The 17,032-nt window shown below is 68.0% G+C and carries 19 protein-coding genes; 6 read left to right on the forward strand and 13 right to left on the reverse strand.

Annotation, left to right across the window (positions count from 1 at the left end; all coding sequences use genetic code 11):
• The 12 genes from AC1DJN_RS04890 to AC1DJN_RS04945 all read right to left on the reverse strand — a co-directional run bounded on the left by AC1DJN_RS04890 (nucleotide 1) and on the right by AC1DJN_RS04945 (nucleotide 9,200).
• Nucleotides 1-771: a glycosyltransferase family 2 protein gene (locus AC1DJN_RS04890; RefSeq protein ID WP_313445077.1), complete on the reverse strand. Its 771-nt coding sequence runs from the start codon at nucleotides 769-771 to the stop codon at nucleotides 1-3.
• Nucleotides 761-2,449 carry an ApeI family dehydratase gene (locus AC1DJN_RS04895; protein WP_313445079.1) on the reverse strand — a complete coding sequence of 563 codons (1,689 nt, stop codon included), beginning with the start codon at nucleotides 2,447-2,449 and terminating at the stop codon, nucleotides 761-763. Before AC1DJN_RS04895 ends, AC1DJN_RS04890 begins: the two co-directional genes overlap by 11 nt.
• Nucleotides 2,442-2,993: a COG4648 family protein gene (locus AC1DJN_RS04900; RefSeq protein WP_478038938.1), complete on the reverse strand. Its 552-nt coding sequence runs from the start codon at nucleotides 2,991-2,993 to the stop codon at nucleotides 2,442-2,444. The genes AC1DJN_RS04895 and AC1DJN_RS04900 overlap by 8 nt, the downstream gene beginning before the upstream one ends.
• 22 nt (nucleotides 2,994-3,015) lie before the next feature.
• Complete coding sequence (locus AC1DJN_RS04905; protein ID WP_025878014.1) at nucleotides 3,016-3,273, reverse strand: acyl carrier protein; 258 nt, start codon at nucleotides 3,271-3,273, stop codon at nucleotides 3,016-3,018.
• Nucleotides 3,274-3,289: 16 nt separating this feature from the next.
• Entirely contained in the window at nucleotides 3,290-3,547 is a 258-nt protein-coding gene (locus AC1DJN_RS04910; protein ID WP_005411610.1) for a phosphopantetheine-binding protein, read from the reverse strand.
• Nucleotides 3,534-4,331, reverse strand: coding sequence for a lysophospholipid acyltransferase family protein (locus tag AC1DJN_RS04915; RefSeq protein WP_025878020.1), 798 nt, complete (start codon nucleotides 4,329-4,331; stop codon nucleotides 3,534-3,536). The genes AC1DJN_RS04910 and AC1DJN_RS04915 overlap by 14 nt, the downstream gene beginning before the upstream one ends.
• A complete protein-coding gene (locus AC1DJN_RS04920) occupies nucleotides 4,324-5,070 on the reverse strand; it encodes a beta-ketoacyl synthase chain length factor (protein WP_442251998.1) in 747 nt (248 codons plus the stop codon). Before AC1DJN_RS04920 ends, AC1DJN_RS04915 begins: the two co-directional genes overlap by 8 nt.
• Nucleotides 5,071-5,299: 229 nt before the next feature.
• On the reverse strand, nucleotides 5,300-6,313 hold the full coding sequence (cydB, locus tag AC1DJN_RS04925; RefSeq protein WP_025878022.1) for a cytochrome d ubiquinol oxidase subunit II: 1,014 nt from the start codon (nucleotides 6,311-6,313) through the stop codon (nucleotides 5,300-5,302).
• A gap of 1 nt (nucleotide 6,314) precedes the next feature.
• Nucleotides 6,315-7,712: a cytochrome ubiquinol oxidase subunit I gene (locus tag AC1DJN_RS04930; protein ID WP_080149570.1), complete on the reverse strand. Its 1,398-nt coding sequence runs from the start codon at nucleotides 7,710-7,712 to the stop codon at nucleotides 6,315-6,317.
• 264 nt (nucleotides 7,713-7,976) lie between these two features.
• A complete protein-coding gene (locus AC1DJN_RS04935; RefSeq protein WP_032976798.1) occupies nucleotides 7,977-8,192 on the reverse strand; it encodes a membrane protein in 216 nt (71 codons plus the stop codon).
• The gene (locus AC1DJN_RS04940; RefSeq protein WP_025878028.1) at nucleotides 8,189-8,833 is read right to left on the reverse strand and encodes an RNA polymerase sigma factor; all 645 of its coding nucleotides are present in this window, start codon (nucleotides 8,831-8,833) and stop codon (nucleotides 8,189-8,191) included. Before AC1DJN_RS04940 ends, AC1DJN_RS04935 begins: the two co-directional genes overlap by 4 nt.
• Before the next feature lie 37 nt (nucleotides 8,834-8,870).
• Nucleotides 8,871-9,200: a hypothetical protein gene (locus tag AC1DJN_RS04945; RefSeq protein ID WP_478038939.1), complete on the reverse strand. Its 330-nt coding sequence runs from the start codon at nucleotides 9,198-9,200 to the stop codon at nucleotides 8,871-8,873.
• Between the two features lie 166 nt (nucleotides 9,201-9,366).
• Between AC1DJN_RS04945 and AC1DJN_RS04950 the strand changes: the two genes are divergently transcribed.
• The 6 genes from AC1DJN_RS04950 to hemF are packed head-to-tail and all read left to right on the forward strand — an operon-like array spanning nucleotide 9,367 to nucleotide 16,116.
• A complete protein-coding gene (locus AC1DJN_RS04950) occupies nucleotides 9,367-11,739 on the forward strand; it encodes a S9 family peptidase (RefSeq protein WP_282279575.1) in 2,373 nt (790 codons plus the stop codon).
• Nucleotides 11,736-12,155 (forward strand): NUDIX hydrolase, encoded by a 420-nt coding sequence (locus AC1DJN_RS04955; protein ID WP_282279576.1) that lies wholly within the window; start codon nucleotides 11,736-11,738, stop codon nucleotides 12,153-12,155. The genes AC1DJN_RS04950 and AC1DJN_RS04955 overlap by 4 nt, the downstream gene beginning before the upstream one ends.
• 30 nt (nucleotides 12,156-12,185) lie before the next feature.
• Entirely contained in the window at nucleotides 12,186-12,749 is a 564-nt protein-coding gene (locus AC1DJN_RS04960) for a hypothetical protein (RefSeq protein ID WP_282279577.1), read from the forward strand.
• 37 nt (nucleotides 12,750-12,786) lie between these two features.
• On the forward strand, nucleotides 12,787-13,986 hold the full coding sequence (locus AC1DJN_RS04965) for a hypothetical protein (protein WP_312962613.1): 1,200 nt from the start codon (nucleotides 12,787-12,789) through the stop codon (nucleotides 13,984-13,986).
• Nucleotides 13,987-14,027: 41 nt separating this feature from the next.
• Nucleotides 14,028-15,209 carry a hypothetical protein gene (locus AC1DJN_RS04970; RefSeq protein ID WP_051585059.1) on the forward strand — a complete coding sequence of 394 codons (1,182 nt, stop codon included), beginning with the start codon at nucleotides 14,028-14,030 and terminating at the stop codon, nucleotides 15,207-15,209.
• Between the two features lie 10 nt (nucleotides 15,210-15,219).
• Nucleotides 15,220-16,116, forward strand: a complete 897-nt coding sequence (gene hemF, locus AC1DJN_RS04975; RefSeq protein WP_032976793.1) for an oxygen-dependent coproporphyrinogen oxidase — start codon at nucleotides 15,220-15,222, stop codon at nucleotides 16,114-16,116.
• 96 nt (nucleotides 16,117-16,212) lie between these two features.
• On the opposite strand, the gene AC1DJN_RS04980 is transcribed toward hemF, so the two are convergent.
• Entirely contained in the window at nucleotides 16,213-16,695 is a 483-nt protein-coding gene (locus AC1DJN_RS04980) for a DUF421 domain-containing protein (protein WP_025878041.1), read from the reverse strand.
• Nucleotides 16,696-17,032 lie beyond the last annotated feature (337 nt).

Raw genomic sequence — 17,032 nt, forward strand, 5'->3', positions numbered from 1 at the left:
TCAGCCCTGCCCCTGCAGGCGGCGCCACAGCAGGCGCGGCGCGCGCCAGAGCATGCCGAAGAACAGCCGGGTATGCATGCGGCTGATGCGCACGTTGTCGCGCCACACATCGAAATGCGAAACGCCGTCGGCGGGATAGGTCACCCGCGTAGCCAGGTGGTCGACCGGTACCTGTCGCCAGTACAGGCGCACCATCACTTCGGTGTCGAAATCCATGCGCCGGCCGATGGTTTCCTCGCCGACCAGGCGCAGCACCGGCGGCAGCGGATACACCCGGAATCCACACATGGTGTCGCGCAGGTGCAGCGACAGCGTGTTGATCCACACCCAGATGTGGGTGGCGTAGCGACCATACAGGCGCGCCTTCGGCACACTGGCATCGTAGGCGGGAATACCGCAGATCACGGCGTCCGGCCGCGCGCGGGCGGCGTCGATGAAGCGCGGCAGGTCGCCGGTGTCGTGCTGGCCGTCGGCATCGATCTGCAGCACATGGGTATACCCGCGACGCTGCGCTTCGGCGAAACCAGCCAGCATCGCACCGCCCTTGCCCTGGTTCACGTCCAGCCGCAGCAGGTCGACACCCGCTCGCTGTGCCAGTTCCCGCAGCACCAGCGCGCAGGACGGCTGCGAGCCATCGTCGACCAGCAGGCAGGGCAGGCCCGCAGCCTGCACGCCATCGACGACCGCGCCGATGGCGCGTTCGTGGTCGTACACGGGAATGACCACCAGCGGCGCGAACGCGCCGCCAGCGGTGGCCGGCTCAATGCGCATCGGCGAACACCACCCTGCCGCTGGCGTGCACGCCATGCACCGAGGTGTAGCGGAACGTCAGCACGCCGCGCCCGGTGTCCCAGTCCAGGTGCAGGGTCAGCTCGTCGCCGGGGCGGGCCACGCGCTGGAACTTCACTGCATCCATGCGCTGGAAACCAACCGGCAACACGAAGGCCTGGCGGCCGAAGCGAACTGCCCAGTCCAGCTGGGCGACGCCGGGCAGGATCGCCGCCTGCGGGAAGTGGCCCTGGAACGCGCGCAGCGCGGGGTCCAGCGTCATCCGCAGGGTGGCCGCCGCCTCGTCGCGACAGTCCCAGACCGGCACCGGCATCATCGGCTGGAACAACGCCACCAGTGCGGCCTGGGTGACCTTGCCCTGGGCATTGATCGGCAGCGATGCGACCAGGCGCCAGCGCCGCGGCCGGGTGACCGCATCGTGGCCCTGCGCCAACCGCGCACCGAGCCGCTGTCCCAGCGCACGCCGTGCGCCGTCACCGGCACGTGCCAACGCCGGATCGGCCGGCACCACCACGGCCGCAAGCTGCTCGCGCTGGCCCTGCAGCACCAGCACGCGCACGTCCTCGACTTCTGGATCCTCGCGCAGTGCGCGCTCCAGTGCATCCAGCGAAACGCGGCGTTCTTCGATCTTGACGATGCGGTCGGCACGGCCCAGCAGGCGGAAACGGCCATCGGCCAATGCTTCCACGCGATCCTGGGTGCGCCACCAGTCCAACGTCTCCAGGTGCGGCGAGGCCACCGCCAGGCAGTCCTCCTCGATCCGCCACTGCACGCCCGGCAACGGCTGCCACGGCGGTGCATCGGTGTCCCAGCGGCGCCAGGCGATGCCACCGGTTTCACTGCTGCCGTAAACCTCGGTGGGCGCCACGCCCAACCACTGGCGGACCTGGCGCGCGGCGTCCTCGGGCAGCGGGCCGCCGGAGGAGAACACCGCACGCAGGCGGCCGTGCAGGCTGGCCCAGTCGAGCTGCTCGGGCAGGCGCTTGAGATGGGCCGGAGTCGCCACCAGCACCGTGTCGGTACCGGCCAGCGCGCCCACCAGGTCTTCGTGGAAGAAGCGCCGGGGCTGGATCGCACGGCCGGCAGCCAGCGGCCACAGCACGCGGAACAGCAGGCCGTAGATATGCTGGTGGGACACGGTGCCATGCACCTGGGCCCCGTCGAGCTGGGCGCCGAAGGCGGCCTGCAGCGCATCGACTTCGCGCGCCAGCTGGTCCAGCCGCTTGCTGATCGCGCTGGGTTGGCCGGTGCTGCCGGAGGTGAACACGCACAGTTCGCAGGCGCGCTCGTCCAACGGCAGCAGCACCACGTCGGCGGCGGCGCTGTTGGTGGCCTGCAACGGCTGGTAATCCGCCGACAGGTCACCTGCGAAGCCACTCACCTGCAGCTGCAGCGCCTGCAATGTCGCGGGCAGGTTGTCGGCGGCCAGGAACACCCGCTTGCCGGCATGCCAGGCACCGAACAACGCCGCAGCGAAGGCCACGGTGTCATCGAAGTAGAGCGCCCAGTCACGACCTTCGGCAGCGCTGAAAGCGTCATGCCAGGCCAGTACGCGCAGGCGGAAGGCGACATGGTCGAGGGCAGTGCCATCGCAGATACCGATGTCACGACCGGGCTGCGCCGCGATCAGCAGCCGGTCCAGGGCAATCCAGTCAGCCATGCGCGTGCGCTGCCTTGACCCGACGCCGTACCAGCCATTCGCCCCCGAACAACAATCCCATCATCACGTACGCCAACAATCCGTTGTAGAGCATCCAGACCCGGTCCGACGCATACAGCGCGGTGAGCAGGGCGAGACCACCATTGAGAACGAAAAAGCCGCACCACACCTGGGTGACGCGGCGGGTATAGACCACCGCGAACGGTGGCAGGTCCGGCTCCTGCAGGCGCGCCAGGCGCTCCACCAGCGGCGGACCGAAGCGCAGGCTGGTGGCGAACACCGTCAACATCACCACGTTCACCAGCGCCGGGTACAGCTTCAGCGGCAGGGCCTGGTTGAGCACGGTGGCCAGCCCGGCCAGCAGGCCCGCGCCGGCGGYGGCGGCCCACCACAAGGGCTGGCGGGTGCTCAGCGCGCGCAGCAGGGCCAGCGCGAACAGCAGCAGCGACAGCCAGCGTGGCTCGAAGCGGCCCATCGCCAGGTAGACCAGCACCGGATAGGCAAGCGAAATCGCTGCCACCACGACCATGCGTGCCCGTGCCATGGTCGCGGCGTCCGTGCTGCTGTCAGGCAGCGGCCTGACCGGGCAGCAGGCCATGCACGACATCAACGATGTCCTGCACGGTGCGCACGGCCTTGAACGCTTCAGGCTGCAGGTTGCGGCCGAGCAGCGGCTTGAGCTGCACGATCAGGTCCACGGCATCGATGCTGTCGATGTCCAGGTCGTCGTACAGGCGCGATTCCGGGCTGATCCGCGCCGGCTCGATCTCGAAGCTGTCGGTCAGGATGCGGACGATGCGCTCGAACAGTTCATTCTTGGTCATGGCAGTTCCTGGCGCCTTACGACTGGCGGGCGGCGACGAACTCGCCGAGCGCGCGCACGCTGGAGAAATGGCGACGGGTTTCTTCCGAGTCGGCCGAGAGGCTGACACCGTACTTCTTCTGCAGCGCCAGGCCCAGTTCCAGTGCATCGATCGAGTCCAGGCCGAGGCCTTCCACGAACAGAGGCGCGGTCGGATCGATGTCCTCCGGGGTGATGTCCTCCAGTGAAAGCGAGGAAATGATCAATTCCTTGATCTCGTGCTCAAGTGCTTGCACGGGTCGGATCTCCAGACAGGTCGAAATAACGAGTGAGGTGGTCGGTGACGCGACGGGCCGCCAGGGCATCCCCCCTTGGCGAGTCATCTTCGGCCAGGAACGGCGCGATCGGGATATCTTCGCCGATCTGCAGCTGAACGTGAAAACGACGTGAGGGTACACGATACCACTTCTGGCCCTTGGTCAACGTCGGCGGGGTGCAGGTGATGCGCACCGGGGTGATGTCCAGGCGCCCGCGCACGGCGATGTTGGCCGCGCCACGCTGCAGCCGCAACGGCTGCCCCGGCACGCTGCGGGTGCCTTCCGGGAAGATCACCAGGGTGCCGCCGGCGTGCACGGCCGCCGCGCAGTCATCGACCAGCCCAGCGCCGTCGTCATTGGAGATGTAACCGGCGGCACGCACCGGGCCGCGCATGAACGGGTTGCAGGCCACCGCCCGCTTCACAACGCAGTCGGCGTTGGGCAGCAGGGCGATCAGGCAGACCACGTCGATCAGGGTCGGGTGGTTGGCCAGCACCAGCAGGCCGTCGCGCTGCAGGCGTTCGCGCCCGTCGACCTGCAGGGTCATCACCCCCAGCCGGCACATCAGCCACACATGGCTGGCGAAGGCGCGCTGGACCAGCCGGCGGGCCCGGCGGCGACGCGCCACCGGGTCGCGCATCAGCAGCAGCACCGGCATCACCAGCACGCCCAGCAACAGACCGCCGACGCCAAACGCGGCGAAGCTGAGGCCGGTGCCGAACACCCGCCAGGCATGATCAAGGCGGCGCAGCGCCTCAGCCACGGCGGCGCCAGGACCAGCGTTGGCCTTGGGTCACGTGCTGCAGCTGCGGATCCCCGGCCAGCAGGAAGCGGTGCAGGTCCAGCGCATGCGGCAGCACGCCCGGCGCGGTCGGCCCGGCGTCGCCGGCGACCTGCCAGGACAGCGAAAGATCGCTGCCGCCGGCATTACCGGCGGGTGCCAGGCGCCAGCACCAGGCGAAGAACGGGTCGGGTTCGTCGGCGAATTCGGCGTAAACGTCGGGCAACGGCGACTCATAGACCACGATCCGCACTTCACTGGCACCATCACCAAGCAGGCCGACGGCCTCCAGGCACGCCGCTTCCACCGTCGACTGGCCAGCGGACAACGCCAGGTAGTTGCCCCGGTGACCGCGGGCGATCGAGTACAGCGCGGCGATCGCGTTGTGCACCGACAGGCCGAAGCCGGTGGGCGACAGCGGCTGATCGGCCACCAGCGAGCCCAGCAGGTCCATCGATCGGGCGACATCGCCATGGCGGCTGGCGAACACCAGCGGTACCTGGCTGTCAGCGCCCTGCCCGTCCTCGCACCAGCACGCGGCCTGGATCGCCATGCGGCCCAGGCGCTCGATCCGGCGGCGCTGCATGGCCGGAATCTCGGCCAGCGCCGGCGTGTCCTCGCCCTGCGGCAGGAACGGTGCTCCGGCCCAGCCCATCCATTGGCTACGCTCGGTCAGGCCAGGCGCCCAGGCGGCCCAGTCGACAACGGAAAATTCGATCATTACCGGTGATGTTTCGATGGGCGAACGAGAGTCTCGAGCCATTACGGCGACACGCGGCTGCCCCCCATTCCTGCAGCCATGCATCCGTCCAGGACGTCGCCGGCTGCCCCCCTGGCTGCCGGAAAGGAGCGCACGCTAGCACGTCCGACACAGGGATGACATGTTTCACAAAGCACAACGGGGAGCGGTCAGCGACCGCCCCCCGCATGGACCGATCCAGCGAACCGGTTCAGTGATAGCCGGCGTCGGCGCGTACCTTGCCGCGGAACACCCGGTAGGACCATGCCGTATAGCCCAGGATCACCGGCAGCAGCACCACCAGCCCCACCAGGGTGAAGCCCAGCGACGAGGCCGGCGCGGCGGCCTGCCACAGCGTCATCGACGGCGGCAGCAGGTACGGCCACATGCCCAGCACCAGGCCAGCGAAGCCGAGCACGAACAAGGCCAGGCTGAGCAGGAACGGCGGCAGGTCGCGACGCGGATGGGTGGCGCTGCGCCACAGCGCGATGGCCACCGCCAAGGTCAGCAGCGGCACCGGCGACAGCCACCAGAAGTTGCCGTCGCTGAACCAGCGGTCCATCAGCCGCGACTGCAGGAACGGCAGCCAGCTGCTGACCAGGCCCATTGCCGCGATCACCGCCACCACCAGCGGGCGGGTCATCTGTCGGGCCAGCGCCTGCACGCGGCCTTCGGTCTTCAGGATCAGCCAGGTGCTGCCCAGCAGTGCGTAGCCGGCTACCAGCGCGGCACCGGTCAGCATCGCAAACGGGCTGAACCAGCCGAACGCGCCGCCCTGGTACACGCCATCGACCAGCGGCAGGCCCTGCACCAGCGTGCCGAGGATCACGCCCTGGGCAAAGGTGGCCAGCAGCGAACCGAGGCCGAACGCCACGCTCCACAGCCGCCGTGAACGGTGCGCCTTGAAACGGAACTCGAAGGCCACGCCACGGAACACCAGCGCCACCACCAGCAGCAGCACCGGCAGGTACAGCGCCGACAGCAGTACGGCATAGGCCTTCGGGAAGGCGGCCATCAGGCCAGCGCCGCCGAGCACCAGCCAGGTCTCGTTGCCGTCCCAGATCGGCGCGGCGGTGTTCATCATCAGGTCCAGCTGTTCCTCGTCCTCGGCGAACGGGGCGAGGATGCCGATGCCGAGCACGAAGCCGTCCAGCACCACGTACATCAGCACGCCAAAGCCGATCACCGCGAACCATGCCACCGGCAGCCAGGTCATCAGGTCCATGTCAGCGCTCCTCCAGCGGTTCGTCGGCGGCCGACAGCGGCCGCGCCGGGGTGTGGCTGCCATGGTCCAGCGACGGGCCTTCGTCGTACGGCTGCGGGCCGTGGCGCAGGATCTTCACCAGGTACCAGATGCCCCAGCCGAACACGAAGGCATAGCCGATCACATAGACACCCAGCGACAGCGCGGTCATCCATGCACTCTGCGGGCCAACGGCATCGGCGGTACGCAGCACGCCATAGACCACCCACGGCTGCCGCCCCATCTCGGTGACGAACCAGCCCGACAGCAGCGCGATGAAGCCGCTGGGCAGCATCCAGTTCCAGCCACGCAGCAGCCACGGCGAGGCCAGCAGCTTCTTCCGCCACAGCTGGAAGGCCGAGACCCAGGCCAGCACCAGCATCAGCGTGCCCAGCCCGACCATGATGCGGAAGGCGAAGAACACCGGCGTCACCGGCGGCCGTTCGCTGGCCGGCACCGACGTCAGCGGATCGAACGTACCGTCCAGGGTGTGGGTGAGGATCACGCTGCCGAGCTTGGGAATGGCCACCTCGAAATCGTTGCGCTCCTCCTTCTCGTTGGGCAGCGCGAACACCACCAGCGGCACGCCCTCGCCCTCCTTGGTCTCATGCCAGTGCGCTTCCATCGCCGCGATCTTCATCGGCTGGTGCTTGAGCGTGTTCAGGCCATGCATGTCGCCGACGAAGATCTGCACCGGCACGGTCAGCGCCGCGAACGCCACCGCCGCGATCAACATCCGCCGCCCCGCTTCCACGTGCGTTCCCCTGCGCAGATACCACGCGCCCACACCACCGATCACGAAACAGGTGGTGATGAACGAACCCAGCGCCATGTGCGCCAGCCGGTACGGGAAGGACGGATTGAACACCACCTGCCACCAGTCGACGGGATGCACGATGCCGTTGACCATCTCGTAGCCGGCCGGCGTATGCAGCCAGCTGTTGGACGAGAGGATCCAGAAGGTAGAGAACAGCGTGCCCAGCGCCACCATGCAGGTGGACAGGAAATGCAGGCGCGGCGACACCCGGCCCCAGCCGAACATCATCACGCCGAGGAAGCTGGCTTCGAGGAAGAACGCGGTCAGCACTTCGTAGGTCAGCAGCGGTCCGATGACCGTACCGGCCACTTCGCTCAGCCGCGGCCAGTTGGTGCCGAACTGGAAGGCCATGACGATGCCGCTGACCACGCCCATGCCGAAGGACACTGCGAAGATCTTCTGCCAGAAGAAATACAGCTCGCGCCAGACGGGCAATTTCGTGCGCAGCCAGCGCCATTCGATGAAGGCCAGCCAGCTGGCCGTACCGATGGTGAAGGCCGGGAACAGTACGTGGAAACTGATGACGAATCCGAACTGGATCCGCGACAACAACAACGCGTCCAAGGGACGCCTCCTGCCAGGTGCCGGTGGGATACCAGACCACTTTAGGGGGATATCGTTAAGCCGGGATGCGACCGGGTGACGCGCTGCTTCACTTTGTCGCAGGGTGCGTGGACGCCGCCGGGCATGGCCCGGCGCTACACGTCATTTCATCATTGGTGGCTCCGGGCCATGCCCGGCGAGGTGCTGATTCACGCGGTAGCGCCGGGCCATGCCCGGCGGGGTGCTGATTCACGCGGTAGCGCCGGGCCAWGCCCGGCGGGGCGTTCACCGCCAGAAATACCAGACGCCCATCGCCAGCAACGCGCCCAGCAACACGATCTGCACCACCGCATAGCCCACGCTGCTGTCGCGCGACTCGGACGCAATCCGCTTCTGCAGCGCTTCGCTCACATCCGGCACCTCGTCCTGCCTTACCTGTTCATGCAAGGCCTGCGAGAGCGCACGCTCGTCGGGTTCGCGGGAATCGGTTGGTCGGCTCACAACAGTTCTCCGGCGGTGGCGTGCTTCACCAGCTCCTGTTTCAGGACCTGGCGCGCACGGTGCAGGTGGCTCTTGATGGTACCCCGGGCCAGCCCGGTCACCTGCTCGATCTCGGCCAGATCGAAATCCTCCAGGTAGTGCAGGCCGACGATCAGGCGCTGCGGCGCACTCAACCGCTCCAGCGCCGCGCCCAGTTGGCGGCCGGCCTGCAGCGCCTCGCTGAGTTCGGCCGGGCCCGGCCCTTCATCGCCGATACCCAGCTCTTCAGGTACCTCCACCGCCACCATCCACTGCGCTTCCAGCCGCCGCCGCCGCAGGTGCTGCAGTGCGGTGGTGTAGGCCACGCGCGAAATCCAGGTCCGCAACGAAGATTCAAAACGGAACCGGTGCAGCTGGCGGAACACGGCCAGGAAGGTTTCCTGCAGCAGGTCGGCCACCTGGTCGCGGTCGCCGACCATGCGCCCGATCACATGCGCGCAGGTGCGCTGATGTGTTTCCACCAACTGCGCGAAGGCCGCTTGCGAGCCGTCGATGATCGCACCCACCAGGGCGCGGTCGTCCGACCACGCAGAGGGCTCCTCCACGGGGACATTGCGCCGCCGCCCCCGCAGTGCAGCCAGCGCTTCCCCCAGCAGGCTCATGCGTGGGACTCCCCCTGTGCCCGCAGCATGCGCCGGCTCAGCCCTTGCGCGTGGCGGGGCGGGTGAAGTGCCAAGCCAGCAGCTGGCCCAGCCCTGCGCTGCCGACCAGCGCGGCAGCTGCGCCGAACGTCAGGTCGCGGGCACYGATGGCCTCCAGCAGCGCCATGGCCAGCGCCAGGCAGACCAGGCTGATGCCCCAGCGCAGGGCGCCCTGGCGGCGGCGTTCCTCCTCCAGCACCGCCAGCGAGCGGATGACTTCCTCCGGCACGTGCGGTGCCACCAGCTTGCTGCGCGCACGCGCATCGGCGATGGCATGGATCGCATAGGCGATGCAGATGAAGAGGGTGATCGGGATGAGTTCCTGCATGTCGTGCTCCTGTCCGGTAGATGATGCGGGTTCAGGAGATTGGATGCGCGACCAAGGCAAGCGGTTGCACCGCTTTGCCGATTCCGCTGCCATGACCTGTGGCCCCTGCCCGGGGCCGGGACGGCTGCTACGCTTGCCCGGTTTCCTCTTCTGGTGCTGTCCGCCCATGTCCCGAGTGCTGCCCCTGTCCCTCCTGCTGTCTGCCGTGCTGGCCGCTCCGGCCGCGCAGGCTGCGCCGACACCGATCACCATCGAACAGGCCATGGCCGACCCGGACTGGATCGGTCCGCCGGTGGAGAAGGCCTGGTGGTCGTGGAACAGCCAGCAGGTGGAGTACCAGCTGAAGCGCAACGGCAGCCCGGTGCGCGACACCTTCCGCCAGCCGATCGCCGGTGGCGTGGCCGCGCAGGTGGCCGATGACCAGCGCGGCAGCCTGGACGTGGCCGATCCGGTGTACGACCGCAGCCGCACGCGCAGCGCGTTCGTGCGCAACGGCGACGTGTTCGTGCGCGACCTGCGCAGCGGCGCACTGACCCAGCTGACCCGCAGCAACGAGCGCGCCAGCGGCGTGAACTTCGCCGCCGACAATGGCGTGATCTGGCGCGTCGGCCAGAACTGGTTCCACTGGACCGCCGCCAGCGGCGTGCAGCAGGTGGCCAGCCTGAAAGCCGAAAAGGATCCCAGCACGCCGCCGAAGGCCGACGTGCTGCGCGACCAGCAGCTGCGCACGCTGGAAACCCTGCGCCGCGACCGCGAACAGCGCGAGGCGCTGAAGGACCAGGACCAGCGCTGGCGCCAGGCCGACCCGACCCGCGCACCGGGTCCGGTGTTCCTGGGTGCCGACGTGGAGATCGTCGACAGCGTGCTGTCGCCGGACCTGGGCCACCTGATCGTGACCACCAAGCCGAAGGACTTCGATGACGGCCGCGGCGGCAAGATGCCGCTGTACGTGACCGAGTCGGGCTATGAGGAAACCGAGGACACCCGCCAGCGCGTCGGCCGCAACGGCTTCGAGCCGCACACCCTGTGGTTCGTGGATGTACGCAGCGGCAAGGCCGAGAAGCTGTCGCTGTCCAGCCTGCCGGGCATCGGCACCGATCCGCTGGCCGAGCTGCGCCGCAAGGCCGGCAAGGACGCACTGAAGGGCGACCGCACCGTGCAGGTGATGAGCGACTTCATGGGCGGTGGCATCCGCTGGAGCGCTGACGGCCAGCAGGCCGCGGTGATGCTGCGCGCCAACGACAACAAGGACCGCTGGATCGTCAGCGTTGCTGCCGCCGACGGCCGCGTGCAGAACCGCCACCGGCTGACCGACAACGCCTGGATCAACTGGGGCTTCAACGATTTCGGCTGGATGGCCGATGGCCGCACGCTGTGGCTGCTGTCCGAGGAATCCGGCTTCTCGCACCTGTACACCCAGGCCGGTGGCGGCAAGCCGCAGGCGCTGACCAGCGGCAAGTGGGAAACCTCGGCGCCGGTGCTGTCGGCCGACGGCAAGGGCTTCTACTTCCTGTGCAACCAGCAGGCCCCGCATGACTACGAAGTCTGCGCGGTCGATACCGCTGCCCGCCAGGTGCGCGAGCTGACCAGCCTCAATGGCGTGGAAGATTTCTCGCTGTCGCCGGACGGCCAGCAGCTGCTGGTGCGCTATTCCGGCGCCTACCTGCCGGCGCAGCTGGCGGTGGTGCCGAGTACCGGCGCTGGCCAGGCGCGCGTGCTGACCGATACCCGTACCGCCGAGTACAAGGCGCGCCAGTGGATCCAGCCGAAGCTGGTGGCGGTGCCGTCCAAGCATGGCGCCGGCGTGGTCTGGGCCAAGTACTACGAGCCGGAAAACAAGGAACCCGGCAAGAAGTACCCGGTCGTGATGTTCGTGCACGGTGCCGGCTACCTGCAGAACGTGCACCAGCGCTACCCGGCCTACTTCCGCGAGCAGATGTTCCACAACCTGCTGGTGCAGAAGGGCTACATCGTGCTGGACATGGACTACCGCGGCAGCGAAGGCTATGGCCGCGACTGGCGCACGGCGATCTACCGCAACATGGGCCACCCGGAGCTGGAAGACTACAAGGACGGCCTGGACTGGCTGGTCGACACCCAGCAGGGTGACCGTGACCACGCCGGCATCTACGGCGGCTCCTACGGCGGCTTCATGACCTTCATGGCCCTGTTCCGCTCGCCGGGCACGTTCAAGGCCGGCGCCGCGCTGCGTCCGGTGGTCGACTGGCACCAGTACAACCACGGCTACACCAGCAACATCCTCAACACCCCGGACATCGATCCGGAGGCGTACCGCGTGTCCTCGCCGATCGAGTACGCACAGAACCTGCAGGACAACCTGCTGATCGCCCACGGCATGATGGACGACAACGTGTTCTTCCAGGATTCGGTGAACCTGACCCAGCGCCTGATCGAGCTGCACAAGGACAACTGGTCGATCGCGCCGTACCCGCTGGAGCGCCATGGCTACGTGCGTGCCGATTCCTGGCTGGACCAGTACAAGCGCATCCTCAAGCTGTTCGAGCAGAACCTGAAGTGAGTGTTGCCGCGGCCACGATCCACATCGTGGCCGCGGTCATCCTCGATGACCGTGGCCGGGCACTGGTGGTGCGCAAGCACGGTGCCAACCGCTTCATCCAGCCAGGCGGCAAGCCCGACCCGGGCGAAGCACCCCTGCAGGCACTGGCACGCGAACTGGACGAGGAACTGGGCGTACGGCTGCACACCGCTTCGGCCATCGCACTCGGGAGTTTCGAGGACTGGGCAGTGAACGAGCCAGGCCATCGCGTGCAGGCGCAGGCCTGGCGGGTGTGGATCGAAGGTGAGCCGTGCGCGCGTGCGGAGATCGCCGAACTGGCCTGGGTGCCGCTGCAGCCGCCGCATGGCCAGCCCTTGGCACCCTTGAGTGAACACCATATCCTGCCGGCGGTCGCTGCCCTGGCGACGGCCCGCTGACCCGGCGGGCATCGCTCACCCGGACAACGGATGTCAGCTTCGATTCCCTCGATTCCAGCACCTGCCCCACCGCCACCCAGCAACTGGGTCGGCGCAGTGGCGCAGGGCTCGTTCTGGCTGAGCCTGCTGGTCACCCTCTATTTCCTCGCGCAGGCGCTGATGGCCGCGGTACTGGCCCGTACCGGGTTCTGGACCACGCTGGTGACACTGGCATGGGAACAGCAGCTCGACGGCAGCCTGTGGTGGATGCTGAAACACCCGGCGGCCACCTCGCTGCTGGTTGCCCTGCTCTGCCTGTTCTCGACCCTGGCCAGCTGGGGCCTGTGGCGCGAGCGACGCTGGGGTCTGTGGGCCTATATGTGGATGCTGGGCCTGAGCGCGCTGGCCAACTTCGTGATCGCCTGGTGGATGGATCGCCTGCTGCTGGTGTTGATCGCGCTGCTTGCCAGCGACCCCACGGCGCAGCATGAGCTGCAGGTGCAGCGTGTGCTGTTCACCTTGACACTGGTCGGCACCTCGGTGCTGTTTGCGGGGCTGCAGGGCTGGCTGGGTTGGCGCCTGCTGCGACCGGACATCCGCTGCCGCTTCCGCTGACTCCCCTCCCGCGTTCCGCCTTCGACAAGGATGTCGCATGCCTGCCCTGCTCCGAATGTTTCTGGTCGTCACTGCGCTGCTGCTGGCCACCCCGCCGGCGCCGGCCGCAGCCTCCGCTTCCACGCCCGCGCCCGCGCCGCTGCGATGTGGCCGGTACGTCAATGCGCAGAATGATGCCGCGCTGGTGATCGACTCACACAACCGGGGCCGTCGCCTGACGACGGGCTTTGATCTCGAATCGCTGCAGATCGAACGCGATGGCAACGGCCTGGTGCTGGTCAACCTGGATGACGGCGTGACAACAGCGCTCACTGCCAGTGCTGATGGCAGACGCATCAACGACACGCTGCAGGACTACCAGCTGCGTGCACCGGCGGTCTGCCAGCCGGTGGCCGTGAACGCCGCCGGCAGCTGCCTGGCCGATGCGAACCGCTGCATGGCTCGCCTGCACGCGGCGACGCCGCCGCAGCTGCTGACCGCCTGCCAACAGGGCGTGGGCGCGGCCTGCAGCGGCCTGTTGCTGCGCTACGTGGACGATGCGCTCCTCGCCGCCGCGTCTGCCAAGGGCGTAGCGCTGGCTACCGCCGCACCGGCGCCCTGCACCACCGATGCGGAGCGCGAGGAGGTGCTGACCTGCCGTGATGCCCGTCGTGACGCGTTGGCCGCCGCGGTGGCACAGGCCAGCGGCCAAGCGTTCGCCCGTGGCATCGATCCAGCGTGGGTGGAACTGCCGGCGGCGCAGCGCGACCAGTTGCAGCAGCTGTGCCTGCAGCAGCGCGCTGGCCGCTTCTGCACCGAAGTGGCCGAGCAGCAGTTGAATGCGCGCGATCCGCGGGCGGCCGTGCAGGCGTTGCAGGTGGTCTGCGACAGCGGTCGCGACAGCGCATGCGAACGGGTCGAGCCCCTGCAGGCACTCGGTGCCGCGCTGCGCCTGGTCGATGCGACCGAGCCGCCCTGTGGCCTGTACCGGGCCGACGGCGGCACGATCGATGCGGTTGCGTTCGGCGACGATGGCCACGCGACGATCGGTAGCCAGCGCTCGCAGGTGCGACTGCTGGACGGTGCCATCCATCTGCGCAATGACCACGGCAGCGATCATGTGCTGCGCCTGCTGGCCAATGGCGACCTGCTGGGCATGGATGCCTGGACCGGCTACCAGCGTTACCAGCGGCAGCCGGGTGCTGTGCGCTGCAAGGCTGCGCCCACCCGTGATACCGCACCATCTGCCCACCGATGATGACCATCGTTCCACGTACCGTTTCTGCAAGGAGTTCCTGCATGCCCCCCTCCACTGCCCACCGCGGCCACCTGTCACGCGGGTGGATCGCCGCGCTGCTGTTGTCGCTCGGCCCGGCAGCATCCGCGCAACCACTGCTGTGCGGTACCTTCAAGGACGCCGACAGCGGCGCCCGGCTGACGGTGGAAAGCCCAGTTCAGGGCTCCCGCCTCATCCCCGGCGCAGCCCCGGAGCCCTACAACCTGGAGCAGCTGCAGGACGTGCTGATGCTGGCCAACCTGGCCACCGGCGGCATCGAGGCCCTGCAGATCATCGACGAGGGCCACGCGCTGGCCGGCGAAGAGCGTTACTACACGCTGGAAAGCACGGCGGTCTGCCAGGCGTCGCCGGTGTTCGCAGCGGGCAGCTGCCGCGCCGATATCGCCAGCTGCATGGATGACATGGCAGTGGCCGGACCCGAGCGCTGGCGGCAGTGGTGCCGTGAAGGCGTGCCGGCCGGCTGCAATCGCTTGATCGAGGATTATCGCAGCGACGCCCGCAATGCCCTGGTGCTCGACATCGCCCTGGCCAGCAATCGCGAGGAGCCTGCTGAACCTGCGGCATGCCAGCGTGGCAGCACGGACGTCGACGCAGAAGCATGCAGACAGGCCGAAGCGGTGGGCCGGGTGCGTGATGCGGCCTGGGCGTTCTCGGTGGCGCGAAGCATCCCGCGCGACGTGCCGCTACCGGCAGCGCAGCTGGACGAGGTCAGCATGCTGTGCCGCGAGCATCCCAGTGCCAGTTCCTGCCATGCCGCGGCCGTGGCGCTGTGGGCATCGGCGCGCCTGCTGCCGGCCCGCGATGCCCTGCAGCTGGCGTGCAGCATCGGTCGGGACCCGCAGGCCTGCAGCAGCGTCGCCCCCTTGGCCGCACTGAGCAGCGCAGACCTGGTCATCGTGGACGTGGCCACGCTGCCCTGCGGCCGCTATGCGGCGCAGGGCCACTCCCTGGTGTTCGGCGACGACGCCCAGGTCCAGGTCGATGCGTCCGGCAGGCAGCCTGCGGTCATGCGCGAGGGCGCCATCCGGGTGCGGAACGAGGAAGGCGAGGACCACGTGTTCTGGCAGCTGGCCAATGGCGATCTTGTAGGCAACGACCGTTGGGCCCGCTTCGCCCGCTACCAGCGTGACGGTTCGTCGCCGACCTGCGGGGCGCGTGCCAGCGCAGGCACGGCGCTGCGGTAAAGTACGCGCCATGAACGAATTCGAGCGCGTGCGCGCCTACCTCACCGACCTGCAGGACCGCATCTGTGCAGCGATCGAATCCGCAGATGGCCGGGCACGCTTCCAGGAAGATGTGTGGCAGCGCGCCGAAGGTGGCGGTGGCCGCACCCGCGTGCTGCGCGATGGCGCGGTGTTCGAGCAGGCCGGTATCGGCTTTTCCGATGTGGCGGGCAGCCGCCTGCCGCCGTCGGCCTCGGCCAACCGGCCGGAACTGGCCGGTGCCTCGTGGCGCGCCACCGGTGTGTCGCTGGTGTTCCACCCACTCAACCCCTACGTGCCGACCACCCACGCCAACGTGCGCTTCTTCCAGGCCCAGCGCGACGGCGAGGTGGTGGCCAGCTGGTTCGGCGGTGGCTTCGACCTGACCCCGTTCTACCCGTTCGACGAGGACATGCAGCACTGGCATCGGGTGGCGCGCGATCTGTGTGCACCGTTCGGCGACGAACGCTACGCCGCGCACAAGCGCTGGTGCGATGAGTATTTCTTCCTGCGCCACCGCAATGAGACGCGCGGTGTGGGTGGTCTGTTCTTCGATGATCTGCACGGCGATTTCGAACGCGATTTCGCCTACCTGCGCGCGGTCGGCGATGGCTTCCTCGATGCCTACCTGCCGATCGTGCAGCAGCGCAAGGACACGCCCTACGGCGAACGCGAGCGCGAGTTCCAGCTGTACCGCCGCGGCCGCTACGTCGAGTTCAACCTGGTCTACGACCGTGGCACGCTGTTCGGCCTGCAGAGTGGCGGGCGCAGCGAGAGCATCCTGATGAGCCTGCCGCCGCGGGTGCGTTGGGAGTACGGCTTCAGCCCCGACGAAGGCAGCGCCGAGGCGCGCCTGGCCGATTACCTGGTGCCGCGCGACTGGGTGTGATGCGTGGCGCCCACAGCGGTCGAGCAAGCTCGACCACTACCGGGACCGGGCCGAGGCGACAGGCGGTCGGGCCAGCTCGATATCGACCGCACCCGCTCAATCGTCCTTGCGCTTGGGAATGATRGTGATGTGGCCGTTGGTTTCCAGCAGTGCCAGTTCCACTTCTTCCACGCCGATGCAGCTCTGCTGGCGCATGGCGACATCGAAATCGGCGCGGCTGACCAGCTCGCGCCGCAGCACACTGTCGAAGAGCTTGCCGTTGCGCGCGATCACCACCGGTTCGCCCTCGATCAGCCGTTCCATGCGGCGGCTGCGGGCGGTGATCCAGCCTACGCCATAGTTCAGCAGGATCAGCGTGGCGGCCAGCAGCAGGCCGCCGGCCAGCGAGGTATCGGTGCCCAGCAATGCGTTCTGCACCGCATTGCCCAGCAGCACGATCAGCAGCACGTCGAACGGGGTGACCTGTCCCAGCGCGCGCTTGCCGCTGAGCCGGACCATGCCCAGCACGACTGCGTAGACCACCACCGCGCGCAGGATGAATTCCCACCACGGCATCGCCAAGTCGAACAGATCGGGCATCGCGGGTTTCCCTGCTGGGCGGTGGCCCAGCGTGGCGCAGCAGCGCACAAATAAAAAGCCCCGCTGACCAGGGGGAGGTCAACGGGGCCGGGGAACGGGCGCTTGGGGAGGAGCCCCCGTTCCGAGATCTGCTCCAGGGGATGGGAGAGATCCACGACAGGCATTGCGCCTGTCGGGAGTTATAGAAGCACTCCGAACACTAACGGTTCGTGAAGGGGCCCAATTTAATAAACACCCATCAGGGAAACATTCATGTTTGAGTCAGAAATATCATGCAAATGAACGAATTCACGGCGTTTTCGGCCTGAATGCGACTCAGTGCGCCTCATCCCAATTG

The organism is Stenotrophomonas sp. 05L414_2 (assembly GCF_056397905.1).